General features: G+C 73.0%; 18 protein-coding genes. 10 read left to right on the plus strand and 8 right to left on the minus strand.

What is annotated here, in order from left to right; all coding sequences use genetic code 11:
* Positions 1–17: 17 nt before the first annotated feature.
* A complete protein-coding gene (locus RAN62_RS06940) occupies positions 18–1,379 on the minus strand; it encodes a ricin-type beta-trefoil lectin domain protein (RefSeq protein WP_305783634.1) in 1,362 nt (453 codons plus the stop codon).
* 155 nt (positions 1,380–1,534) lie between these two features.
* On the opposite strand from RAN62_RS06940, the gene RAN62_RS06945 reads away from it, so the two are divergent.
* Positions 1,535–2,230, plus strand: coding sequence for a GntR family transcriptional regulator (locus tag RAN62_RS06945; RefSeq protein ID WP_305783635.1), 696 nt, complete (start codon positions 1,535–1,537; stop codon positions 2,228–2,230).
* A 3-nt stretch (positions 2,231–2,233) separates the two neighbouring features.
* On the opposite strand, the gene RAN62_RS06950 is transcribed toward RAN62_RS06945, so the two are convergent.
* The 3 genes from RAN62_RS06950 to RAN62_RS06960 all read right to left on the minus strand — a co-directional run bounded on the left by RAN62_RS06950 (position 2,234) and on the right by RAN62_RS06960 (position 7,389).
* Positions 2,234–2,878, minus strand: coding sequence for a YitT family protein (locus tag RAN62_RS06950; protein WP_305783636.1), 645 nt, complete (start codon positions 2,876–2,878; stop codon positions 2,234–2,236).
* A gap of 104 nt (positions 2,879–2,982) precedes the next feature.
* Complete coding sequence (locus tag RAN62_RS06955; RefSeq protein WP_305783637.1) at positions 2,983–6,081, minus strand: GH92 family glycosyl hydrolase; 3,099 nt, start codon at positions 6,079–6,081, stop codon at positions 2,983–2,985.
* 243 nt (positions 6,082–6,324) lie between these two features.
* Positions 6,325–7,389, minus strand: coding sequence for a hypothetical protein (locus RAN62_RS06960; RefSeq protein WP_305783638.1), 1,065 nt, complete (start codon positions 7,387–7,389; stop codon positions 6,325–6,327).
* 138 nt (positions 7,390–7,527) lie between these two features.
* Here RAN62_RS06960 and RAN62_RS06965 point away from each other — a divergent pair, with 138 nt between their 5' ends.
* Positions 7,528–8,268: an SDR family NAD(P)-dependent oxidoreductase gene (locus RAN62_RS06965; RefSeq protein WP_305783639.1), complete on the plus strand. Its 741-nt coding sequence runs from the start codon at positions 7,528–7,530 to the stop codon at positions 8,266–8,268.
* Here RAN62_RS06965 and RAN62_RS06970 read toward each other — a convergent pair.
* A complete protein-coding gene (locus RAN62_RS06970) occupies positions 8,220–9,191 on the minus strand; it encodes a helix-turn-helix domain-containing protein (RefSeq protein ID WP_305783640.1) in 972 nt (323 codons plus the stop codon). The two genes, RAN62_RS06965 and RAN62_RS06970, sit on opposite strands and share 49 nt — an antisense overlap.
* Positions 9,192–9,248: 57 nt before the next feature.
* Between RAN62_RS06970 and RAN62_RS06975 the strand changes: the two genes are divergently transcribed.
* The 3 genes from RAN62_RS06975 (at position 9,249) to RAN62_RS06985 (ending at position 13,274) form a co-directional block, all read left to right on the plus strand.
* Positions 9,249–11,159 carry an alpha-1,4-glucan--maltose-1-phosphate maltosyltransferase gene (locus RAN62_RS06975; RefSeq protein ID WP_305783641.1) on the plus strand — a complete coding sequence of 637 codons (1,911 nt, stop codon included), beginning with the start codon at positions 9,249–9,251 and terminating at the stop codon, positions 11,157–11,159.
* Between the two features lie 96 nt (positions 11,160–11,255).
* The gene (locus RAN62_RS06980) at positions 11,256–12,782 is read left to right on the plus strand and encodes an nSTAND1 domain-containing NTPase (protein WP_305783642.1); all 1,527 of its coding nucleotides are present in this window, start codon (positions 11,256–11,258) and stop codon (positions 12,780–12,782) included.
* Between the two features lie 75 nt (positions 12,783–12,857).
* On the plus strand, positions 12,858–13,274 hold the full coding sequence (locus tag RAN62_RS06985) for a hypothetical protein (RefSeq protein ID WP_305783643.1): 417 nt from the start codon (positions 12,858–12,860) through the stop codon (positions 13,272–13,274).
* A gap of 53 nt (positions 13,275–13,327) precedes the next feature.
* Here RAN62_RS06985 and RAN62_RS06990 read toward each other — a convergent pair whose 3' ends face one another.
* Positions 13,328–14,998, minus strand: coding sequence for a long-chain-fatty-acid--CoA ligase (locus tag RAN62_RS06990; RefSeq protein ID WP_305783644.1), 1,671 nt, complete (start codon positions 14,996–14,998; stop codon positions 13,328–13,330).
* Positions 14,999–15,110: 112 nt separating this feature from the next.
* Here RAN62_RS06990 and RAN62_RS06995 point away from each other — a divergent pair, with 112 nt between their 5' ends.
* The 4 genes from RAN62_RS06995 (at position 15,111) to pyrF (ending at position 18,451) form a co-directional block, all read left to right on the plus strand.
* Positions 15,111–15,617: a DUF3455 domain-containing protein gene (locus RAN62_RS06995; RefSeq protein WP_305783645.1), complete on the plus strand. Its 507-nt coding sequence runs from the start codon at positions 15,111–15,113 to the stop codon at positions 15,615–15,617.
* 64 nt (positions 15,618–15,681) lie between these two features.
* On the plus strand, positions 15,682–16,779 hold the full coding sequence (locus RAN62_RS07000) for a saccharopine dehydrogenase NADP-binding domain-containing protein (RefSeq protein ID WP_305783646.1): 1,098 nt from the start codon (positions 15,682–15,684) through the stop codon (positions 16,777–16,779).
* Positions 16,780–16,788: 9 nt separating this feature from the next.
* Positions 16,789–17,757 carry a prolyl aminopeptidase gene (gene pip / locus RAN62_RS07005; RefSeq protein ID WP_305783647.1) on the plus strand — a complete coding sequence of 323 codons (969 nt, stop codon included), beginning with the start codon at positions 16,789–16,791 and terminating at the stop codon, positions 17,755–17,757.
* The gene (gene pyrF / locus RAN62_RS07010; RefSeq protein WP_305783648.1) at positions 17,744–18,451 is read left to right on the plus strand and encodes an orotidine-5'-phosphate decarboxylase; all 708 of its coding nucleotides are present in this window, start codon (positions 17,744–17,746) and stop codon (positions 18,449–18,451) included. Before pip ends, pyrF begins: the two co-directional genes overlap by 14 nt.
* A gap of 32 nt (positions 18,452–18,483) precedes the next feature.
* Here pyrF and RAN62_RS07015 read toward each other — a convergent pair whose 3' ends face one another.
* Complete coding sequence (locus RAN62_RS07015) at positions 18,484–19,737, minus strand: family 2B encapsulin nanocompartment shell protein (protein ID WP_305783649.1); 1,254 nt, start codon at positions 19,735–19,737, stop codon at positions 18,484–18,486.
* A 120-nt stretch (positions 19,738–19,857) separates the two neighbouring features.
* Here RAN62_RS07015 and RAN62_RS07020 point away from each other — a divergent pair, with 120 nt between their 5' ends.
* Positions 19,858–20,301 (plus strand): hypothetical protein, encoded by a 444-nt coding sequence (locus RAN62_RS07020; protein ID WP_305783650.1) that lies wholly within the window; start codon positions 19,858–19,860, stop codon positions 20,299–20,301.
* 97 nt (positions 20,302–20,398) lie between these two features.
* Here the strand turns inward: RAN62_RS07020 and RAN62_RS07025 are convergent, their stop codons facing one another.
* The gene (locus RAN62_RS07025) at positions 20,399–21,259 is read right to left on the minus strand and encodes a hypothetical protein (protein WP_305783651.1); all 861 of its coding nucleotides are present in this window, start codon (positions 21,257–21,259) and stop codon (positions 20,399–20,401) included.
* Between the last annotated feature and the right edge of the window lie 196 nt (positions 21,260–21,455).

Here is a 21,455-nt window from a genome sequence, read left to right on the forward strand (position 1 = left end):
GCGGCACGGGCGTCCGATCAGAGCTTGCCCCAGATCTGGTTGGCGGAGCCGGCACAGTCCCACAGCTGCAGGCGGGCGCCGTTGCTGCCGTTCCAGTCCTTGATGTCGACGCACCGGCCGGAGGACACGTTCTGCAGGGTCCGGGCGGCCGTCAGGGTGAAACGCTGCACCGCGTTGCCGTTGCAGTCGGCCAGCTGGATCGGCGTGCCGCTGGCCAGGGCGCCGCCGGCCGGGTCCATGCACTTGCCCATCGCGCGCAGGGTGCCGTCGGACGCGAACGACCACTTCTGCGCGTCGCTGCCGTTGCAGTCCCAGGTCTGCAGCAGGGAGCCGGCCGTCGGCCGGGCGTCGGGGATGTCGATGCAGCGGCCGCTGAAGTTCGACTGCAGCATCGTCGCGCCGGTGGCCGGCGGCGTGGTGCCGGGCGGCGTGGTGGGCTGCGTGCCCGGGTCGCAGTCGTTGGCGGCGGTCACGTTGTCGGCGAACGTGGTGCCCGCCGACCGGTAACTGTTGATCGCCGAGGTCGCCTGCGCCGGGCTCAGCACCTGCTTCTTGGCGTGATAGACGTAGTCGATCGACTGCAGATAGGTGCTCGTGCCGCCGGTGTGCCCGGCCAGGTCGATGAACCACTGGTTGAAGTCGATCGACATGTTCTGCCGGGGATAGACCTTGCCCGAGTGGTCCCCGACCAGCGCCCCGTCGATGTAGTACTTGACGTGCCCGCCCGCGACGGTCGCCATCACGTCGTGCCAGCCGTTGATGCTGCGCTGCTGCTGGCTGTGCTGGTTGTCGGCATACCAGGGATCCGCCACGTACGTGTACCAGGTCGTCTGGTAGTTGACCGGCCCCGCGTCACCCCAGCCGCCGTTCGGCAGATACTCGGAGAAGTCCATCTCGGAGTAGTTCGGGTCGCGCGGCGCGGCCAGCGGGGAGATCGTGTAGAAGGTCTGGTTGACGTGGTCGCCGTCGGCCCCGCTGGCCGGCGCGTCGGCGAACTTGATCCGGGCCAGGTAGGTGCCCTCGAAGAAGCGGCGGTTGCTCTGCGAGAACTCGGCGTGCGAGGTCCCGCCGGCGGTGCCGTTGGTGACCGCCTTGAGCTGGGCGACCTTCTGCCCGTCGACGGTCGGGAAGGAGACGTTGTCGGCGAGCCAGCCGGCCCCGGCGACGCCCGGGCCGCCGGCGTTGGTGCGGATGCTCCAGCCGCGCTGACCCAGCGCCGCGTCGGTGCGCGACGCGTAGGTGAAGTCGTCGAAGAGCACGCCACAGCTGGTCGCGGCGCTGCTGGAGGAGGCGGTGACGAGGCCGGCGGCGGCCAGGGCCGCGGCCGTGACGGACAGGACCGCGCCTATGGCGATCTTGCGACGGGGGGACAGACCCATGGGGGTGGGCTCCTTGTCGTGAAGGGACCCGGCGAGTCTGGGGATGGACCGGCCGGGAACGGATCGACCGGTAACTGACCACTGGTATAGATGCCGGTCGCACGAGTACGGTCGTCCATACCACTGGTCTACGTCAATACCTGGAGAGGAACGCTGTGCGGCGTGCCGAGGTGCGGGAGAAGCTTCGTGAGCTGATCGACGCCCGCGCGCCCGGCGAGCCGATGCCCTCGGAGCGCTCCCTCAGCGAGGACCTCGGCGTCTCCCGGCCGACCGTCCGGGCCGCCATCGAGGAGCTGACCCGCGACGGCCTGCTCGTCCGTCAGCACGGGCGCGGCACCTTCACGAGCCCCCGCAAGATCTCCCAGGAGGTGCCCGGGCCGGTCTTCCCGCCGGCCGAGGGCGACTGGCACAGCGAGGTGCTCGACTTCGGCGTCGAGTCGGCGGGCGCCCGGCTCGGCCGGCGGCTGCAGATCTCCCCCGGCGACGACGTCGTGCACGTGGTCCGGCGGCGGATCGTCGACGGCGAGCCCATGGCGCTGGAGAACATCCGGCTGCCCGCCGCTCTGGTGCCCGGCATCACCGCCGGGGACTTCTGCGCGGGGTCGCTCTATCGCCGGCTGCGCGAGCATTTCGGGGTGGATCCGGCCGAGGCGACGCAGACCACCGAGCCGACGGTCACCGATGCGAGCGAGTCCCGGCTGCTCGGCGTGCCGCCTTTCTCCCCCGCCCTGCTCTTCGAGCGCACCACCCGTGACCGTACGGGCCGGGTCGTCGAGTTCACGCGCTCGGTCTACCGCGGCGACCGTTACCGCATCACCAGCCACCTGCGTCTGGGGCCGGAGTCAGGCTGATCCTCACATGGCCGCGGGATAGCGTCCGGGCCGGTGGTTGACCACGAGGACCAGGTTGAGCACGGCCACCCCCGCCGCCGACAGCAGGACGGCGGAGAAGGGGATCACAAACGCGGAGGCGATCACCACGGTCACGTCGAGGGCCAGCAGCACATAGCCCATCCGCCAGCCGAAGCGGTCGTGACACACCAGCGCGAGCACGTTGAAGCCGCCGAGGCTGCTGTGGTGCCGCAGGATGATCAGCAGGCCGATCCCGGCGGCGAGGTTGCCGAGCAGCGCGGCATAGACGGGGTTGACGTCGTCGAGCGGCAGCAGCGCCGGCTGGATCAGCGAGAAGCCGGCGAGCAGCAGGATCGACAGCACCGAGCTGAGCACGAAGCGCGGGCCCCGGCGCCGCCACGCCAGCACCGCGAAGGGCACGTTGACCAGCGCGAAGATCAGCCCGAACGGCCCCGAGGTGAGCTGGGCCAGCAGCAGCACCAGCCCGGCCGTCCCGCCGGTCACCGCGCCCGCCGACTTGACCAGGTAGAGGCCGACGGCCGTGATCAAAGTGCCCATGGCGAGAGCCAGCAGGTTTTCCGCGGCACTGTGCCGGACCGCCGGGGCGGCCGGCGCCCGCTCAGCGACGGGTGCGGACGAGGTGATCATGGGGGCAGCCTGCAAGATCGACTAACGGTTGCGCAACCGGGGCGGCAAAGACTGAGCATTCCGTACGGAATACAGCCCTTGCCGCCGCAAATTGTCCAGCGAAACTAGCCGCGCACCTCCACCTCATAGATCCGGGCCGCGCCGGTGCCGTTCTGGGCCGGGGTCACGACGGCGACCCGCACGTAGCGGGCGTCCGCGTTCACCGTCGACGTCGTCGTGTCGGCGGTGCTGGCCCGGACCTGGGCGCGCGTGGTCCACGTGGCGCCGTCGGCCGAGGTCTGGACGTCGAAGTCCCGGGTGTTCCACGCCGGGTTCTCGCCGCCCGCCCCGGCGTGCCGGACCACCACCGAGCCGATGTGCTGGGTGGCGCCCAGATCCGCCTGCAGCCACTTGGTGCCGCCCTGCGAGCACCACTTGTCGTTCCAGCCGCCCAGCCAGCTGCCGTTGAAGGCCCGGTCCGGGCCCTCGGCGGCCCCGCAGGACGAGTCGGCAGTCGCCGGGCGGCGCAGGGCCAGGTCGGCCGGGGCGCTGCTGCTGCCGTACACCTCCAGCTCGTAGACGCGGGCGGTGCCGCTGCCGTCCGCCGCGGGCTGGCTCGCCTCGAAGCGGACGTAGCGGGCGGTGCGCGCGGGGATCGGCAGGTAGCTGCGGCTGGCCTTGGCCCCGGTCACCGTGACCGCGGTGCTCCAGGTCGTGCCGTCGGTGCTGGTGGCGATCGTGTACGCGCCGGTGTTCCAGCCGGTCGGCTCGCCGCCGAGCCCGGCGTGCTTGACGACGAACGAGCTCACCGTCCGCGCGGAGCCGAGATCCACCTGCAGCTGCGGGGGTGTGGCGGCGGAGCAGAACTTGCTGTTGCCCGCGATCGCGCCGTCGACCGCCTTCGCCGGCGCCTCCGTGGCGGCGCAGGACGCGCTGCCGCTGACAGTGCGGCCCAGGGCGAGGTTCGCCCCGAGATCCGGCTCGGCCGGCGGCGGGGTGCGGCCGTCGGTGAAGCTGGGCGGGACGTCACCGGTGCCGGTTCCCCAGGCGGACGGGCTGCTTCCCATCGTGTACGCGATGGTCGCGCCACCGGCGATGTCGGCGTACCGGAAATAGTTGTGGGTCGTGGCCGTGCCGCCCACCGACAGCGACTGGACATAGCGGTTGGTGGCGCTGCCGCCGGTGACCGTGATGGCGCCGCTGGGGCGCTGGATCACGACGCTCGGGAAGACGCCGCCGTGCACGGCCAGGGTGTCCGCGCCCGGGGTGACCGGATAGAAGCCCAGCGCCGACCAGACGTACCAGGCGGAGGTCGCGCCGAGGTCGTCGTTGCCGGGCAGTCCCCCGGCGCCGGTGGTGAACGACTCGGCCATCACCCGGCGCACGGCGTCACTGGCCCCGGCGGGCTTGCGGGCGAAGTTGTACGTCCACGGCACGTTGTGCTCCGGCTCGTTGCCGATGTAGAAGTACGGCCGCGACAGCCCGCCGTTGAGCTCGGTGAAGTGGTGATCGAGGCGCTGCACGGCCGTGGCCGGCCCGCCCATCAAGGTGATCAGGGAGCCCAGGTTGTGCGGCACCATCCAGGAGTACTGGGCGGCGTTGCCTTCCACGTACGGGCTCTCCTGCGCCGGATTGAACGGGTTCGACCAGGCCCCGCCGCCGTCGCGGGTGTGGATGTACGACGACTCGCCGTTGAACAGGCTGCGCCAGTACTGCGAGCGGGCGCTGTACGTGGCGTACGCCCCGGTGTCGCCCAGTGACCGGGCGAACTGGGCGATGGCGAAGTCGCTGGACGCGTACTCCAGGGTCTCGGAGGGGTTGCCGGGGATGAACTGGTTGGCGTCGTACGTGGCCTGATTGCCGCGCAGCACGTAGCCCTGCGTGCTGCCGCCGGTCGCGCTCTTCTTCATCAGGGCCAGGGCGGCGGCGGTGTCGAAGCCGCGGACGCCGAACGCGTACGCGCTGCCCACGACGATCGGTCCCGGGTCGCCGGGCATGACGAAGTCCTCGATGCTCTGCTGCGACCACTTCGGCAGCAGACCGCCCTGCTGGCCGTCGAGCACCATGGACTTGACGATGTCGGTCATCACGTCCGGGGCGATCAGCGCGACCAGCGACGCCCACGAGCGGTAGATGTCCCAGCCCGAGTAGTTCTGGTAGACGGGATGGGAGGCGGTGTGCACGGCCCCGTCGAAGCCGCGGTACTCGCCGTTGGTGTCGCTGGCCACGTTCGGGTTCTGCAGCACGTGGTAGAGGGCGGTGTAGAACTTCTGCAGCTCCTGGGTGCTGCCGCCGCTGACCTGCACGCGGTTCAGCGCGCTGTTCCACGCGGCGTCGGCATTCGCCCGTACGGCCGGGAAGGCCGCCGCCTCGGCTGTCGCGTTGTTCTGCGCGTTGGCCACGCTGACGAACGAGACGCCGACGGTCGCGTTGACCACGGCGTTCGAGGTGGTGTCGAAGGTGACGTAGGCGCCGGCCTGGTTGCCGCTCGCCGTCGTCGACCCGGCCGTCAGGGTGCCGCCGTTGAAGGTGCCGACCCCGGTGGGCGTCCGGTCGAAGAGGATCGAGTAGTAGACCTTGTACGTGCGGCCGCCGCAGAAGCCGCCGGCCGTGTGCTCGCCCCAGACCCGGTTCCCGCTGATGGTGACGTTGCCGGCGCGGTCACCGGTGGCGGAGCGGCTGGCGTTGACGAGCACGCGGGCGCTGGTGGTGGCCGGGTAGGTCAGGCGCAGCGCCCCGGTGCGCGTCGTGGCGCTCAGCTCGGCGTCGATGCCGTACTTGTCGAGCCGGTTCTTGTAGTAGCCGGCCTGGGCCACCTCGTTGCTCTTGGTGTAACCGGAGGCGTAGCTGGTCCACGAGCTGCCGGGCGACGCCCCGAGCGCGCCGGTGACCGGCAGGATCGGCAGGTCCTCGTTGTTCGGGCAGCCGGCGCCGTTGAAGTGGGTGAGGCTGAACGACTCGATGGTCCGGTCGCGGTCGCGATAGCCGGAGGGCGACGCGGTCGGCGTGTCCGGGCTGAACTGCAGCATCCCGAACGGCACGGTGGCACCGGGGAAGGTGCTGCCACCGGCGCCGCCGCCGACCGGGTTGGGCGAGTTGCTGTCGTCGGTGCCGACCAGGGGATTGACGTACTGGGTGAGGGAAAGGTCCGCGGCCCGGGCGGCCTGCGGAACAGAGAGTGCTGCGGCGGCGGCGAGGGCCGCCGCGGCGAGGGTACGGAGCATGGGGGGGTGCCGTCCCTTCTTCGGTGACGGTGACAACGTTGTCCCCCCGCATAGGCAGATGTCAATATGCGACCGGTTCAGGCGACACAGACGCGGTCCCGGCCGACGCGCTTGGCGTCGTAGAGGGCGGCATCGGCCCGCGCGATCAGCTCGTCCGACGTCTCGTCGCCGTCCCAGGTCGCGACGCCCGCGGAGAAGGTCTCGCCCTCCGGGGTGCGGGCGCCCGTTCCCGAAGACCGGGGCTCACTCCAGCGCGGTGTCGTAGTACCGCAGGCCGTGGTACGGCGGGAACTCCTCGATCGGCCACGACGTGTAACCGGTGGCGGCCTCCGGCAGCTCGACCGAGCCGGCGCCGTAGTTCAGGGCCATGGCGAGGGTGTCGTTCCACTTCTGCGGCGGGCACGGGCTCATCTGGTCGCAGATCTTCGCTGCCGTGGCGGTCTGGAAGCCGATCGGGCCGCCCTTGCCCGCCATGTAGGCGTACAGGCTGAGGTAGTCGGCGGGCCGGTCGGGGTCGAGCGAGTTGTTGCCCAGCACGCACCGGGCGCCGAGCACCGTGCGGCAGTGGTCGATCATCGCCCGGGTGAAGGCGGGGTCCACCGAGGCGGTCCAGGGCGCGTCGCCGGCCGCCTCGGTGATCCGCTGGTAGGGGTTGAAGGCCAGGTAGGAGCGGGTGCGGGTCCAGACCGCGTGGGCGGCGATCTCGTCGCGGTGGCACTGCTCGTCGGCGGCGGCGGTGTAACCGGCGGCCTTCAGCGCCGCCCGGTTGCGGGCGAGCTGCCCGGTCTGGCGGATGTAGGGCTCGGCGAACTCCGTGGTGCAGCGCGAGACGACGACCTCGCGCAGCAGCTCACTGTTCTGGTCGTAGAGCCCGGCCAGCCGCTCCTGCAGGTTCGCGTACGCCTGCCCGAACTCCGGGGACCAGAACGCCCCGATCGTGCCCACCGGCCCGCCGGTCGGCTCGGTGTACCAGGGCAGCGCCGCCCCGTTGCCGCCGAGCGTCTTGGCCCAGCCCGGCGCGTCGATCCCGGCCGTCACCCGCAGCCGGACCGGCCGCCCGGAGGCCAGCGCCGTGTCGATCGCCGTGGTGGTCAGCGCCCCGCCGTGGTTGGTCCCGGCCTCGCGCGTGGGCTGCAGCTGCGCCCACGTCACCCTGACGACGAAGGCGTCGACCACCTCCGCGTACGCCGCCGGGGCGGGCCCGTTGCGGTCGAGCAGGCCCCGCACGGGGTCCTTGAGCGCCTCCGAGGGCGCCGCCGCACCGATCGTGACCAGTGCCGTCAGGCTGGCGAGCAGCTCTCCGAACATGTGCACCCCCGTGTCCGCCGGAGACCCGACCCTACCGCGCCGGACGCTCCACAGTGGCCCCTGTTCGTGCGCGGCAGCGCAACCGGTGTGCGCCGCGGCGAAAGACTCCCCGGGTCGCGGGCGGAAGAGTGAACCGCCATGAGCGACAACATTCTCTCCGGCAAGATCGCCCTGGTCACCGGGGGCAGCCGGGGCATCGGGGCCGCGACCGCCCGCCGGCTGGCCCGCCTCGGCGCCGACGTGGTCATCACCTATCGCCAGGAGGCCGAGAAGGCCGCCGCCGTGCTCGGCGACCTGCGCGCGGCGGGCGCCAAGGCGGAGGCGCTGCGGGCTGACCAGGCCGACCGCGACCAGGTGACGGCCATGGTGGACGAGGTGGCCCGGCAGTTCGGCCGCATCGACATCCTCGTCAACAGCGCCGCGGTGTTCCGGGCGGGCGAGCTGGCCGCCGGCGACCGCGACGCGCAGGCCGCGGTCAACGTCACCGGGCTGGCCGACACCACGTACGCGGCCCTGCCGCACCTGAGCGACGGCGGGCGCATCATCAACTTGTCGTCCGCCCTGGGCACCCGGGCCGGCACCCCGGGGGTGGCCGACTATGCGGCGACCAAGGCGGCCGTGGGCGCGTACACCCGGGCCTGGGCCCATGATCTGGCCCCGCGCCGGATCACTGTCAACGTCGTCGAGTGCGGCCTGGTCGACACCGACATGGCCGCGCCGCCCGACTCCGAGCTGGGCCGGATCTTCGTGTCGATGATCCCGCTGCGCCGGTACGCGAGCGCGGACGAGATCGGCGCGGCCGTCGCGTTCCTGGCCGGGCCCGACGCCGGCTACATCACCGGCTCGACCTTGCGCGTGGACGGGGGCGCGGTGGCCTGACGATCGTGGCGCGTCTGGCTCGGGGTGACGCCGAACTCACGGCGGTAGGCGGTGGTGAACGCGGCGTGGCCGGCGAACCCGGACTCGTACGCGATCCGGGAGATGGACCGGTCGTCCCATCCCGGCGCCGCCAGCCGCGACCGGGCCAGGCGCAGCCGTTCCGAGCGGATCAGGTCGCGGGCGGTCGTGCCCGCGGCCTGCAGCACGTCCTGCAGGTAGCGCACAGACCAGCCGAGCGCCCGGGCGATGCCGGCGATGCTCAGGCCCGGGTCGGCGGCGTGCCGGCGCACGTACCGCCGCACCTGCGCCTCCACCTCGCGGCGCCGGGCGCCGGGCGCCGAGTCCGTGGCCCCGTCGGCGGCCAGGCAGACCAGGTCGAGCAGCTGGTCGCAGGCGATGTCGAAGGTCGTCGCCGACAGGTGCGCGCGCTCCTGCTGCAGGGTGAGCACCGACTGGCGGATCAGCCGGCCCAGCCCCGCCGTGCCGTCGAGCACCGGCGGATCGCGCAGGACGGCGGGGTTGCGGCGGCGGACCTCCTCCCCCGGCACGAGCAGCGCGACCGACAGGAAGTCCTCGGCGTGCGAGAACCGCACCGGCCGGTCGACGTCGCACAGGGCCAGGGCGCCCGGCGCGATCACCCCGGCGGCGCCGGCCTGCTCGACGTGGGCGGTCCCGGCGGTCGGCACCAGCAGCTCGACCGTGTCGCGCGGGTCGGTGCGGATGTGGCGGGGCTGCCGGACGAACTCCTCGCGTACGTTGCCGCACAGCGCGACGCCGTACGAGCGGGACTGCTGCCACTCCAGCCGGCCCGCCCACGGTCCCGCCTCGGTCAGGTTGACCACGCTCGCCCCGTGCAGTCCGATGAACGCCTCGCGCCAGGCGTCCGCCGTGGGCGTGGCGTCCGGCTCGCTGCAGTGATACATGCGCGGCACGATAGCGCGACCGGGCGAGACCGCCCGTTGTGGCTTAGCGTCGAGGGCATGACACCGATCGGCCGGATCGCTGTGCTGGACGTGGCGCCCGTCGTGGACGGGGGCGCAAGACCCGCGAAGTCCGTGGTGGGCGAGGAGTTCGAGGTCACCGCGACGGTGTTCCGGGAGGGGCACGAGGCCGTCGGGGCCACCGTGGTGTGCACCGATCCCGACGGCCACGAGTCGGCGGTGCCGATGGTGCGGGTCAACGCGGGGCTCGACGCGTGGTCCGCGACCGTCTGCGCCGATCGGGCGGGGCGGTGGTCCTACCGGGTGGAGGGCTGGTCCGACCCGTACGGCACGTGGCACCACGACGCCGTCGTCAAGATCGGCGCCGGGGTCGACGTGGAGCTGATGCTGACCGAGGGCGCGCTGGTGCTCGACCGGGCCGGGCTGACCGAGGCGGCGGCGGCGATGCGGAACACCGGCGCGTCGCCCGAGGCCCGGCTGAGCGCGGGGACGTCGGCCGCCGTCCGGGCCGGGCTGGCGGCGCGGCCGTTGCGGGACTTCGTGACGGCCTCCGCCGAGGTGCCGTGGCTGGTCGAGCGGGAGCGGGCGCTCTACGGGGCCTGGTACGAGCTGTTCCCGCGCTCCGAGGGGGCGTACTTCGACGCCGAGGCCGGGCGCTGGGTCAGCGGCACGTTCGCCACGGCGGCCGACCGGCTGCCCGCCGTCGCCGCGATGGGCTTCGACGTCGTCTACCTCACGCCGATCCACCCGATCGGGCGGGTCAACCGCAAGGGACGCAACAACGCGCTCGTATCCCGGCCCGGGGACCCGGGATCCCCGTACGCCATCGGCTCGGACGAGGGCGGGCACGACAGTATCCATCCCGACCTCGGGACCTTCGGCGACTTCGACGCCTTCGTGGCGCGGGCGCGGGAGCTCGGGCTGGAGGTGGCGCTGGACCTGGCGCTGAACTGCGCACCGGATCATCCGTGGGTGACGGCACATCCGGAGTGGTTCACGACGCGGGCCGACGGCAGCATCGCGTACGCGGAGAATCCCCCGAAGAAGTACCAGGACATCTATCCGCTGAACTTCGACAACGACCCCGAGGGGTTGTACGCCGAGATCCTGCGCGTGGTCCGGCTGTGGATCGGCCACGGCGTGACGATCTTCCGGGTCGACAATCCGCACACCAAGCCGCTGTGGCTGTGGGAGCGGCTGATCCGCGACTGCGGCCCGGAGGTCATCTGGCTGGCGGAGGCGTTCACCCGGCCCCCGATGATGCACACCCTGGCGAAGGTCGGCTTCCAGCAGTCGTACACCTACTACGCCTGGCGGCACACCAAGACCGAGCTGGAGGGATACTGTTCGGCGCTGGCGGGATCCGATGCGGCGTACATGCGACCCAGCTTCTGGCCCACCACCCACGACATCCTGACGCCCTTCCTGCAGCACGGCGGCCCGGCGGCGTGGAAGCTGCGGGCCGCGCTGGCCGCGACCCTGGTGCCCACGTACGGCATCTACGCCGGCTACGAGTTCCGCGAGCACGTCGCGCGCCCCGGGGCCGAGGAACAGATCGACAACGAGAAGTACGAATACCGCCCGCGCGACTGGTCCGCCGAGTCCCTCGCCCCCTACCTCGCCCGCCTCAACGAGATCCGCCGCGCCCACCCCGCCCTGCACCGCCTGCGCAACCTGCGCTTCCACGCCGCCGACGACGAGCACATCCTCGTCTTCTCCAAGACCCGCCGCGTCTACGACCGCGACGACACCATCGTGGTCGTCGCCAACCTGTTCCCGGACGTCACCCGTGAGACGTGGATCCATCTCGACCTGCCGGGCCCGTTCGTCGCGCACGACCTGATCACAGGCGAGCACTGGAACTGGTCCGAGCACAACTGGGTCCGGCTCGGCCCCGACACCGAACCGGTCCACATCGTCGCCGTCACCACCCCGTCCCTCGACCGATAGACCGTCGCGCCGCTGGCAGGAACCCGACTGCACGGGAGCGACCGGCCCGCGATGCTGGCTTCAAGACGAAGGCCGGCTGCGGAGCGGAGTGAGGGGATGCCCCGTCCGGAACGCGCGCTCGATCCTGCCGCCGGTCCGGCGCAGCGGCTCGCCGCGGAACTGCGCGACCTGCGCCGGGCTGCGGGCACCATCGGCTACCGGCACCTGGCCGCCCGGGCCGGCTACTCGGCGGCGACGCTCGCCGGCGCCGCCGGCGGCCGGAGCCTGCCGAGCTTGCCGGTCACCCTGGCGTTCGTCCGGGCGTGCGGTGGTGATCCGGCTGCCTGGGAGCACCGGTGGCGGGAGGCGTCGGCCGCGCAGGCGGCGATGCGCGGCGGCGGGCCGTGGCAGGCACCGGTTCAGCGGCCGCCCTGGCCGGGACCGGCCGGGTACGGCGTGGACGACACGGACCGCTTCCTCGGACGGCGGCGGATGCTGGCGCACGTGCTGGAGACGCTGGGCCAGCACCGGGTCGTCGCGGTGCACGGCGCTTCCGGCTCGGGCAAGTCCTCGCTGTTGCGGGCCGGTCTGATCCCGGCGTGGCGCCGCCGGGGCTCGCCGGCCTCGCTGATCACTCCGGGCGCCGGGGCCGCGCGGGCGTTGCGGGCGGCACTCGAGCGGGCCTCCGACGCCGGCCTGCTGGTCGTCGATCAGTTCGAGGAGTTCTTCGACGGCCCTCCGGGCGGATGTGCCTTTCTCGCCGACCTGACGACCGCGGCGGAGCGCGCGGACCCGCGACTGCGGGTGGTGATCGGGGTCCGCACCGACTTCTTCGTCCGGTGCACGGATCACCCGGCGCCGGTTCGGCTGCTCGCCGATGCCGCCGGTGTCCCTGTCGGCCCGCCGGCGGCGGATGAGCTGCGGGAGATCGTCGCGGAGCCGGCCCGGCGCGCGGGTCTGAGCGTGGAGCGAGCGCTGACGACCAGGATCGCCGCCGACGCCGACGGGCAACCCGGAGCTCTGCCGCTGCTCGGCACCGCCCTGCTGGCGGCCTGGCAGCACCGCCGGGGGGACATCTTGACGCTGTCCGGGTACGAGGCCGCGGGCGGGATGCGCCGGGTGATCACGGACGCGGCGGAGTCCGTCCACCGGGACTCGAGCGAGCGCGGCCGGGAGACAGCCCGGCAGGTCCTCGTCCGGCTGGTCACCTTCGGCGACGGCGTGCCGGACACCAGGCGCCTGGTCCGGCCCGCCGAGTGGGCCGGGCTCGACGCCGGTCCGGTGCTCGCCGAGCTGGCCCGGGCGCGGGTGATCGTCCTGGGCGCGGGCACGGCCGAGCTGGCGCACGAGGGGCTGATCCGGGCGTGGCCCCGGCTGGCGGCCTGGTTGCACACCGGTCGTGCGGAGTTGCGGCTGCATCGGCGGCTCACCGAGGCCGCGGAGATCTGGCGCTCGTACGGCCGCGACAGCGGTGCCCTCTACCGAGGCGCGCCCCTGGCCGACTGGGACGGGCGCGGCCTGCGGCAGCTCAACACCCAGGAACGCGAGTTCCTGACCGCGAGCCGCCGGCAACGGACAGCGGACCGGCCAGGGGCCCGCCGGCGCCGCAGCTCGCAGGTTGTCTACCGCGTCCGGGGCTGTTGACAACGCGGCAACCGGATTTGCTGGGGACCGGCACCCGGGCTTCCGGGTGCGTCCGGACTCGAGAACGGGGACATCATGAAGGCACTCAGGATCCTCGCGGCCACAGCGGCCGTCCTGGCCGCTCTCCTCGCGGCGCAGCCCGCCACGGCGGCACCGGCCCGCGCGGACACGACGCCGGGGGTGCTCGCCCAGGTGGCTTGCCGGGTGAATAACGAGTACACATGCGTGACGGCGAATCTCACGCTCGGGCCCACCGGGAACTACCACATCGCCACCCAGGGCATCACCTGGCGGAACTGGGACGTGATCGAGACGTCGTTCGTGGTGGTCAGGTACATGGACGTGCCCGGCAACCCGCAGCGGTACCGCGAATACCAGTACTACGGCGACGAGCACGACATCTGGCAGAACGGCGGGGCGTACCGCGTCTACCGGGCCGAGCTGCACTGCCCGTGGAAGTGCCCGGGCGCCGTGCTCTACTTCGACAACTGACGGCCGCCGGTCCCCGCACCGGACATCCGAGGTGAGGGGGCCGGCACCGGCCGTCACAGCAGCGAGTCGCGGACCTCGCGGCGCAGGATCTTGCCGATCTGGCTGCGGGGCAGGTCGTCGGCGAGTTCGACGCGGCGGGGGGCCTTGTATCCGGAGAGGCGCTCGCGGGCCCACGCCTGCACCGCGGCGGGATCCACCGAGGCGCCGTCGGCCGGGACGACGACGGCGACAACCTCTTCTCCCGTACGGTCGGAGGGCAGCCCCACCACGGCCACGTCCCCCACGTCAGGGTGCTGCCGCAGCACGTCCTCGACCTCCGACGGGTACACGTTGAACCCGCCGGTCAGGATCATCTCCTTCATCCGGTCGACGATGGTCAGATAGCCGTCCTCGTCCTGCACCGCCACGTCGCCGGTGCGGATCCAGCCGCCGGGCAGCAGCACGGCGTCGGTCTCCTCGGGCATGTTCCAGTAGCCGGAGAAGACCTGCGGGCCGCGCACGAGCAGCTCGCCCGGCTCGCCGAGCGGCATGTCGGCCGACGGATCCTCGCGGTCGGCGATGCGGACCCAGGTCGACGGGTACGGGATCCCGATCGAGCCGATCCGGCGCCCCGGCGAGATCGGGTTGCCGATCGTGATCGGGGACGTCTCGGTCATGCCGTAGCCCTCGATCAGCAGGCCGCCGGTGAGCGACTCCCACGCCTCGACCGTGCCGGGCCGCAGGGGCATCGCGCCGCTGATGGCGTACCGGGCGGTGGTCAGGTCCACGCCGCGCTCGCGGGCGGCGGCGGCCAGCCGGTCGTACATCGGCGGCACGCCCGGGAAGAACGTCGGCGGGTGCCGCTTCACCGCGTCGAGCACCATGTCCGGGTCGAAGCGCGGCAGGAGCACGATCGTCGCCCCGATGCGCACGGCCGTGGTCAGGCACAGCGTCAGCCCGTACGCGTGGAAGAGCGGGAGCACCGCGTAGAACGTCTCGCCGCCCTCGCGCAGCCCGGGCACCCAGACCCGGCTCTGCTCGGCGTTCGCGGCGAGATTGCGGTGGGTCAGGATCGCGCCCTTGGGCGTGCCGCTGGTGCCGCCGGTGTACTGCAGCAGCGCCACGTCCTCGACGCCGGGTCCCGCGACCGAGTCGTCCAGCGGCGCCGTCGAGAGAAGCTCTTCCCAGCGCAGGGCGCCGGGCGGAACCGGTCCGCGCATCTCGGCGCGCATCTTGCGGGCGGGCGGGAGCGGCAGTTTGAGGGCGAGCCGCTTGAGCGGCGGCAGCGCGGCCGTCAGGTCCACGGCGATCAGCGTCTCGACCTGCGTCTTGAGGGCGGCGACGGTGCCGGCGACCTTCTCCCAGCAGATCGCGACCTTGGCGCCGTGATCGGCGAGCTGGTGGGCGAGCTCCTCGGCGGTGTAGAGCGGGTTGTGCTCGACGGCGATCGCCCCGAGCCGCAGGACGGCGTAGAACGCGACGACGTGCTGCGGGCAGTTCGGCAGGATCAGCGCGACCCGGTCACCGGGGCGCACCCCGGCGTCGTGCAGGGCCCGGGCGGCCCGCGCGACCTGGTCACCCAGCTGGGCGTACGTGGTCCGCGCGCCCAGGAAGTCCAGCGCGACCCGGTCCGGGAAGCGGGCGACCGCGCCGTCGAGGTTCGCGGTCAGCGGCTGTTCCGGCTCGGCGATGTCCGCCGGCACCCCCTCGGGATAGGCCGCCAGCCACCGTCGCTCGTCCGCCATGCACTCTCCTCCGTCGCGCTCCCCCGCAGGCTATCGCGCCCTTTCAGGAAGGCTTCGGTGCCCGTGCGGTCCCGCGGTGATCGGCGGCGCCCGGGCCCGCGTAGTACCGGGCATGTCTTCCCTGAAGCGCAAGATCGCCGTCGCCGGCGCCGCCGTGGTCGCGGTCGCCGCCTCGGCCGTCACCTACCAGGCCTCCGCCGCCGAGAGCTCGCCGCTGCAGCCGCCCGCCGGCCTGAAGATCCTCGGCCAGTTCGTCGTCGGCTCGGGCACGCAGACCTACACCTGCACCGGCGGCACGTTCACCGGCTCGTCGGTGCCCGAGGCGCAGCTGTTCGACGGCGCCAACCGCAAGATCCACCACTTCGGCGGGCCGAGCTGGCAGTCGGAGTCCGACGGCTCCCTGATCACCGCGTCGCCGATCGCGAACTCGCCGGTGCCCGGTGCCATCCCGGAGCTGCTGCTGGAGGTCAAGACCCACTCCGGGCAGGGGATCCTCAGCGGGGTCACCCACATCCAGCGCATGAACACCTTCGGCGGCGTGGCCCCGGCCACCGCCTGCACCGACGGCGAGAAGACCAGCGTCAAGTACAACGCCAACTACATCTTCTGGGGCAACTGACCCGGCCGCCCGTCCGATGACACGCAATGTCGTCACCGTGCTAGCGTCGCGGTGACGACATCGCGTGTCGTCACGACGGGAGGCGGGCATGATCTACATCCTCGGCGCCACGGGCCGCATCGGGCGCGCCGTGGCCACTCAGCTGGCCGGACAGGATCCCGTCCTGGCCGGACAGGATCTGGTTCTCGCCGGGCGGGATCCCGATCGGCTCGCAGCAGTCGCCGCCGCGCTGCCCGGCCCCGCGCGCACCCTCGTGGTGGCCGATCACGCCGCCGCCGCGCGCGAGATCCGCCGGGCGCGGCCCACGGTCGTGGTCAACACCCTCGGCGGGTACGCCCGGACGGCCGCCACGATCGCGCGGGCCTGCCTGCCGGGCGGTCACTACGTGGACCTGGCCAACGACATCGTCGCCCTGCCGGCGCTGCTGGACCTGCACGCCGAGGCGGCCGCCGCGGGCAGCACGCTCGTCACGGGCGCCGGCTTCGGGGTGCTCGCCACGGAAGCCCTCGTGGTGCGGCTCGGGGCGGGCCGGGACACCCCGGCGGCGGTCGAGGTGGACGCGCTGGGCTCGGTGGCCGTGGCGGCGGGCGCCCTGGGATCCGCGTTCGCCGAGACGAGCGTCGACGTGCTGGCCACCGGCGGGCGGCGCTACCGCGACGGGCACCTGGCGACGGAACGGCTCGCGGCGACCGTACGACGGCTGAGCCTGCCCGACGGCACCAGCGCGAGCACCGCGTCCATGCCGGTGGGTGAGCTGATCGCCGCCCGGCTCGCCACCGGAGCGCCCTCGGTGGTGGCCACCAGCGGACTGGCCCCCACCGCCCCGGTCGTCCGGGCGCTGCTGCCGGCCGCGAGCGCGCTGATGCGGATCCCGGCGCTCCGGCGTTTCACCGTGCGGCGGCTCGCGGGGATCCCGATCAAGGCGGCACCGCGCCCGCGGCAGCACTCGTGGGGGCACGCCGTGCTGCGGTGGTCCGACGGGAGCTCGGCCGAGGGCTGGTTGCGTACGGACGATGCCATGGATTTCACCGCCGCCGTGGCCGCGGCCGTGGCCGCCCGGCTCGCATCCGGAAACACTCCCCCGGGATCCTGGACGCCGGCCCGCGCTTTCGGCCCGGACATCGCCACGGACGCCGGAGCCGTGTTCCTCCCGCGCCCTTAAAGTGGCCGGATGCGTGATCTCTATCCGGAGCTGGCCCCGCGGGTCACCGGCATGCTGGACGTCGGCGACGGGCAGTCGATCTACTGGGAGGAGAGCGGCAACCCCGGCGGCAAGCCGGTCGTCTTCCTGCACGGCGGCCCGGGCGCCGGCACCTCGCCGCGGCACCGCCGCCTCTTCGACCCCGAGCGCTACCGCATCGTGCTCTTCGACCAGCGCATGTGCGGGCGCAGCCGGCCGCATGCGAGCGACCCACACGCCGACCTGAGCGCCAACACGACCTGGCACCTGGTCGCCGACATCGAACGCCTGCGCACCATGCTGGGCGTCGAGCGCTGGCAGGTGTTCGGCGGCTCGTGGGGTTCGGGGCTCGCCCTCGCGTACGCGGAGACCCACCCGGAGCGGGTCACCGAGCTGGTCCTGCGGGGCATCTTCACGCTGCGCAAGAGCGAGCTCGACTGGTTCTACGAGGGCCCGGCCGCGAACCTGCTGCCCGACGCGTGGGAGCACTACGCGGCGGCCGTCCCGGCCGGGGGCAGCTACATCGAGGCGTACGCGAAGCTCCTCGCCGACCCGGACCCGGCCGTGCACCAGCCCGCCGCGATCGCCTGGACCACCTGGGAGAACCGGGCCATCACCCTCACGCCGCGCCAGGACCTGCTCGACAAGGCCGCCGACCCGCACTACGCGACGGCGTTCGCCCGCATCGAGAACCACTTCTTCCGCCACGGCGGCTGGTTCACCGACGGGCAGCTCATCGCGGACGCCCCGAGGCTGGCCGGCATCCCCACCGTCATCGTCCAGGGCCGCCACGACCTGTGCACGCCGGCCGTCACCGCGTGGGACCTGCACCGTGCCCTGCCCGCGGCCGAGTTCCACCTGATCGAGGACGCGGGCCACGTCTTCGACGAGCCGGGCATCCTCGACGCCCTGATCACGGCGACCGACCGCTTCGCAGGGGCGGCCGATGGACGCCATTGAGCGCATCATCGTCGCGCTCGACTTCGCGTCCGCGGCGGAGGCGGAGGCGGCCGTCGACCGCATCGGGCCTGCCGGGCGGGCGTACAAGATCGGGCTCGAGCTGCTGACCAGCGCGGGACCGGGGCCGGCGGCCCGGCTGGCGGCCGCGGGCCACCTGGTCTTCCTGGACCTCAAGCTGTTCGAGATCCCCAGCTCGGTGGCCGGCGCGGTGCGGGCCGCCGGACGGCTCGGGGCGGGCATGGTCACGGTGCACGCGAGTGGCGGGCCGGGCATCATGCGGGCCGCGGTCGACGCCGCGGCGGAGTTCCCCGGGCTGCGGGTGCTCGCGCTGACCGTGGTCACCAGCATGACCGCGGGCGACCTGGCCGAGCTGGGCATCGCGGCCACGCCCGCCGAGCAGACGGTGCGGCTGGCCCGTCTGGCCCGGCGCGCGGGGTGCCACGGGCTGGTCGCCTCTCCGCAGGACGCCGGGACGCTGCGGCAGGAGGTCGGGCCCGGGCCGCTCATCGTCGTGCCGGGTGTGACCGTCCCCGGCACGACCGCACCCGCGCCCGACCACGCCCGCCCGGGCGATGCCGCGGCCGCGGTCCGGGCGGGCGCCAGCCACGTGATCGTCGGACGCCCGGTGACCCGGGCGCCGGATCCGGCTGGAGTGCTGCGCCGCCTCGCCGCCTCGATGAACAGCCCTCGATGAGCGGCCCTCGATAGACGGCCCTCGGTGAACGGTCAGTGGCTCAGCTCGACGTGGCCCAGGACGCCGAGGGCGTCGGGGGCCAGGAGGGCTGCGGAGTAGTAGGCGCTGACCAGGTAGGAGACGCTGTCGGGGGTGCTGGCCATGGGGCGGACGCTCAGGCCGTACTGGTGCTCGCCCTCGACGCCGGTCTGGTGCAGGCCGATGACCCCCTGGCGCTCCTCGCCCGTACGCAGGGCCAGGATCGAGGTCGTGTGGGTGTCGCTGATCGGGATCTTGCCGCAGGGCAGGATCGGCACGCCGCGCCAGGAGGCGGCGGGGTGGCCGTCGAGGACGATCGGGGCCGGGCGTACGCCGCGTTTGGTGCACTCGCGCCCGAAGGCGGCGATGGCCTTGGGGTGGGCGAGCAGGAAGTCGGTCTCCTCGCGCAGGGCGAGCAGGTCGTCGAGGTCGTCCGGGGTGGGCGGGCCGGAACGAGTGTAGACGCGGTGCCGCAGGTCGGCGTTGTGCAGCAGCCCGAAGCGGCGGTCATTGATCAGCTCGTCCTCCTGGCGCTCGCGCAGCGTCTCGACGACCACCTGTAGTTGCTGCGGAAAGCGCTCGCCGGCCTCGGCGCGGGGCACACGCATCAGCGACTGGGCGACGCTGAGCTCATAGTCGCGCGGGGTGTTCTCGAAGCCGACGAACGGCACCGTCTCCTGCTGCGTCTTGCGGGAGCGGGCGCGGAAGCGTTCCATCGCCGAGAACAAGGACTGGCTGCGCTGCACCATCGCGTAGAACACCGGCCGCGGCAGGGCCAGGATCGTCACCGCCGTGCGGGCCGTCGCCGTGTAGCCCCACGTCTGGCAGCACTCGGTCAGCGTCGTGGCGCCGAAGTGCTCGCCCGTGGAGAGCACCGCGTCCGTGCCGGTGGTCGTCACCTGCCCGCTCGCGATGACGTACAGGTGGTCGGCCTTGGTGCCGGATGCGGCGATGATCTCGCCGGGCCGGTACTCGCGCTGCTCGAAGCGGGCGGCGACCGCGCGCAGCGTCTCGTCGTGCTCGACGAAACCCAGCATCGGGATCTGGCGCAGCGAGACCGGCAGCAGGGCGACGACGCTGCCGGTGTTGGTCACGGCGAGGCGGCCGGCGGCGGGCTGGTGGGTGGTGCGGCGCTGGACGCGGTACGTGCCCCCGAGCGCCGGCGTCCACGGCAGCTTGCGCAGCAGCCACCGCGACGTCGTCTCCGGGACCGGCGCGAAGGCGGCCGCGCCGGACTGCTGGTCGGCCTCGCTTGCTGGACTCGCCACGACTGGCCCCGTTCTCAAGATCCGGTTGTTCCGGATGTTGTATCGCGCCCGCCGCGTATTTTGTCGCTTATTTGATCGTTTCGGGGACTTCGTGGCGTAAACGTTTCTACGCTCGGTTTCATGACAATCACCCGGAAGGCGCTGGTCGCCGACAGCCTGCCCGGCGGGATCCCCTCCCCCGCGGCGCCCCTGATCACCGGGACGCTGAGCCGGCTCGGCCTGCGGCCCGTGCGGGTGCCGGTGGCCGACGACCCCGGCTTCCTGTCGGTGACCGAGCCGGTCGTGCTCGCCGTGAAGTGCACCGACGAGGTCGCGGCGGTGCGCGCCATCGAGGCCTGGTGCCGGGTGGCGGGCCCGCGGGAGATCACCACGGACGTCACCGACTGCGACTACGTGCTCGACCTCGCGGACATCACGAGCGCCGAGGACGTACGCCCGGAGTGGCTCGCCGGCGTCCGCCGGCTGGGCCTGGTCCCGGACGCCCCGGCCGCCGTGGTCGACGAGATCGTGCGCGCCCTGCGCAGCCTGAGCACCGCGACCCGCCCCGCGCTCGCGCCCGCCTGAGCCCGTCCGCCCCGCGCTCGCTTGAGCCCGCCTGCCACGTGCGGCCGCCCGAGCCCTTCCGGCCCCCACGCAAGCGACCGGCGTGAGCTGACGGGCTTTACGCCACCGGCTCCGGCGACGACGACAGGTCTTCCATCGGGATCACGTGCACGCCGGGCTCGTCGGCGAAGCGGACCTCGTACCCGGTGGGCGGGCCGTCCTGCCCCCAGCGCACGCCGACCACCGTGCCGGGCCGCTCCCGCACCTGGATCTCCGCGCCCGGCGGCAGGCAGTCGTACGCCTCCACCAGCAGCGCGTCGAGCACGTGACGCGCGCCCTCGCGTGAGCCGCGCAGGCTGGTCGAGCGCAGCTCGCGGGCGAGGGCGATCGCGGCGTCGCGGGCGGGCCGCTCGGCGCTCGTCTCCCCCACCGTCAGCGCGGCCTCCACGCGCGCCCACAGCCGCCACGGGTCCTCGTCGAGCAGCAGCCGGGCGGCGCGGTCGAGCGCGACGCACGTGATGTCGACCGCCGCCTCCTCGCCCAGCTCGGCCACCCACGCCAGCTCCTCGGCCGGCGGCAGCAGCTCCGGCGTCTCGTGCGCGACGACCGCGTAGAGCATCGCCAGCACCGTCGCCCGGCCCTCGCCCTGGTAGAGCGCGCCGAGCCCGGCCGGCAGCCGCAGCGGCGGGAAGCGCAGCGCCAAGTGCTCGCCGCGGCCCAGCGGCAGGTCGGCGGCGAGCTGCGTGTCGCGCACCCGGGAGTGAAAAGTGCGGTGTTCGCGTTCAGCGAACATCCAGGCCCGGTGCTCGTCGTCGCCGATCGGGAAGAGCGGCACCCGGCGCGCCTCGCGCACGGGCGTCTGGCCCGCGAGCAGGCGCGCAGCAACGGAATAGGCCACGCCGAGGCGGGCCGCGAGCGCCCGGACGCGTCGCTTGCGGGCGCGATCGGGCACGGATCGGTGGCGCTGAGTTCCGGTCATCGTGATCCTCCCGCCCTCATCCTAGGTCGAGATCGTTGTAGCCTGGTCATCGCAGCCGCGCCTGCACGAGCGTAGCGAGGCCACCCACGCGGGCCTCGCCAGACGCCAAGAGGCTCTGACTCAGCGCACCCCGTTCCGCACGATGCCGTGCGTCTGACAGGCGGGGCGCGTGGGGCTCTGCCGCGAGGACGTGAGA

The organism is Symbioplanes lichenis, from assembly GCF_030709675.1.
Taxonomy (GTDB): domain Bacteria; phylum Actinomycetota; class Actinomycetes; order Mycobacteriales; family Micromonosporaceae; genus Actinoplanes; species Actinoplanes lichenis.

What these genes read in the sequence shown, in the direction of transcription:
- RAN62_RS06950 (WP_305783636.1), bottom strand. Translation starts at nt 2,878, where the DNA reads ATGATCACCTCGTCCGCACCCGTCGCTGAGCGGGCGCCGGCCGCCCCG.
- RAN62_RS06955 (WP_305783637.1), bottom strand. Translation starts at nt 6,081, where the DNA reads ATGCTCCGTACCCTCGCCGCGGCGGCCCTCGCCGCCGCCGCAGCACTC.
- RAN62_RS06990 (WP_305783644.1), bottom strand. Translation starts at nt 14,998, where the DNA reads ATGGCGGACGAGCGACGGTGGCTGGCGGCCTATCCCGAGGGGGTGCCG.
- RAN62_RS07025 (WP_305783651.1), bottom strand. Translation starts at nt 21,259, where the DNA reads ATGACCGGAACTCAGCGCCACCGATCCGTGCCCGATCGCGCCCGCAAG.
- RAN62_RS06980 (WP_305783642.1), top strand. Translation starts at nt 11,256, where the DNA reads ATGCCCCGTCCGGAACGCGCGCTCGATCCTGCCGCCGGTCCGGCGCAG.
- RAN62_RS06985 (WP_305783643.1), top strand. Translation starts at nt 12,858, where the DNA reads ATGAAGGCACTCAGGATCCTCGCGGCCACAGCGGCCGTCCTGGCCGCT.
- pyrF (WP_305783648.1), top strand. Translation starts at nt 17,744, where the DNA reads ATGGACGCCATTGAGCGCATCATCGTCGCGCTCGACTTCGCGTCCGCG.
- RAN62_RS06960 (WP_305783638.1), bottom strand. Translation starts at nt 7,389, where the DNA reads ATGTTCGGAGAGCTGCTCGCCAGCCTGACGGCACTGGTCACGATCGGT.
- RAN62_RS06995 (WP_305783645.1), top strand. Translation starts at nt 15,111, where the DNA reads ATGTCTTCCCTGAAGCGCAAGATCGCCGTCGCCGGCGCCGCCGTGGTC.
- pip (WP_305783647.1), top strand. Translation starts at nt 16,789, where the DNA reads ATGCGTGATCTCTATCCGGAGCTGGCCCCGCGGGTCACCGGCATGCTG.
- RAN62_RS06970 (WP_305783640.1), bottom strand. Translation starts at nt 9,191, where the DNA reads ATGTATCACTGCAGCGAGCCGGACGCCACGCCCACGGCGGACGCCTGG.
- RAN62_RS06975 (WP_305783641.1), top strand. Translation starts at nt 9,249, where the DNA reads ATGACACCGATCGGCCGGATCGCTGTGCTGGACGTGGCGCCCGTCGTG.
- RAN62_RS07020 (WP_305783650.1), top strand. Translation starts at nt 19,858, where the DNA reads ATGACAATCACCCGGAAGGCGCTGGTCGCCGACAGCCTGCCCGGCGGG.
- RAN62_RS06940 (WP_305783634.1), bottom strand. Translation starts at nt 1,379, where the DNA reads ATGGGTCTGTCCCCCCGTCGCAAGATCGCCATAGGCGCGGTCCTGTCC.
- RAN62_RS06965 (WP_305783639.1), top strand. Translation starts at nt 7,528, where the DNA reads ATGAGCGACAACATTCTCTCCGGCAAGATCGCCCTGGTCACCGGGGGC.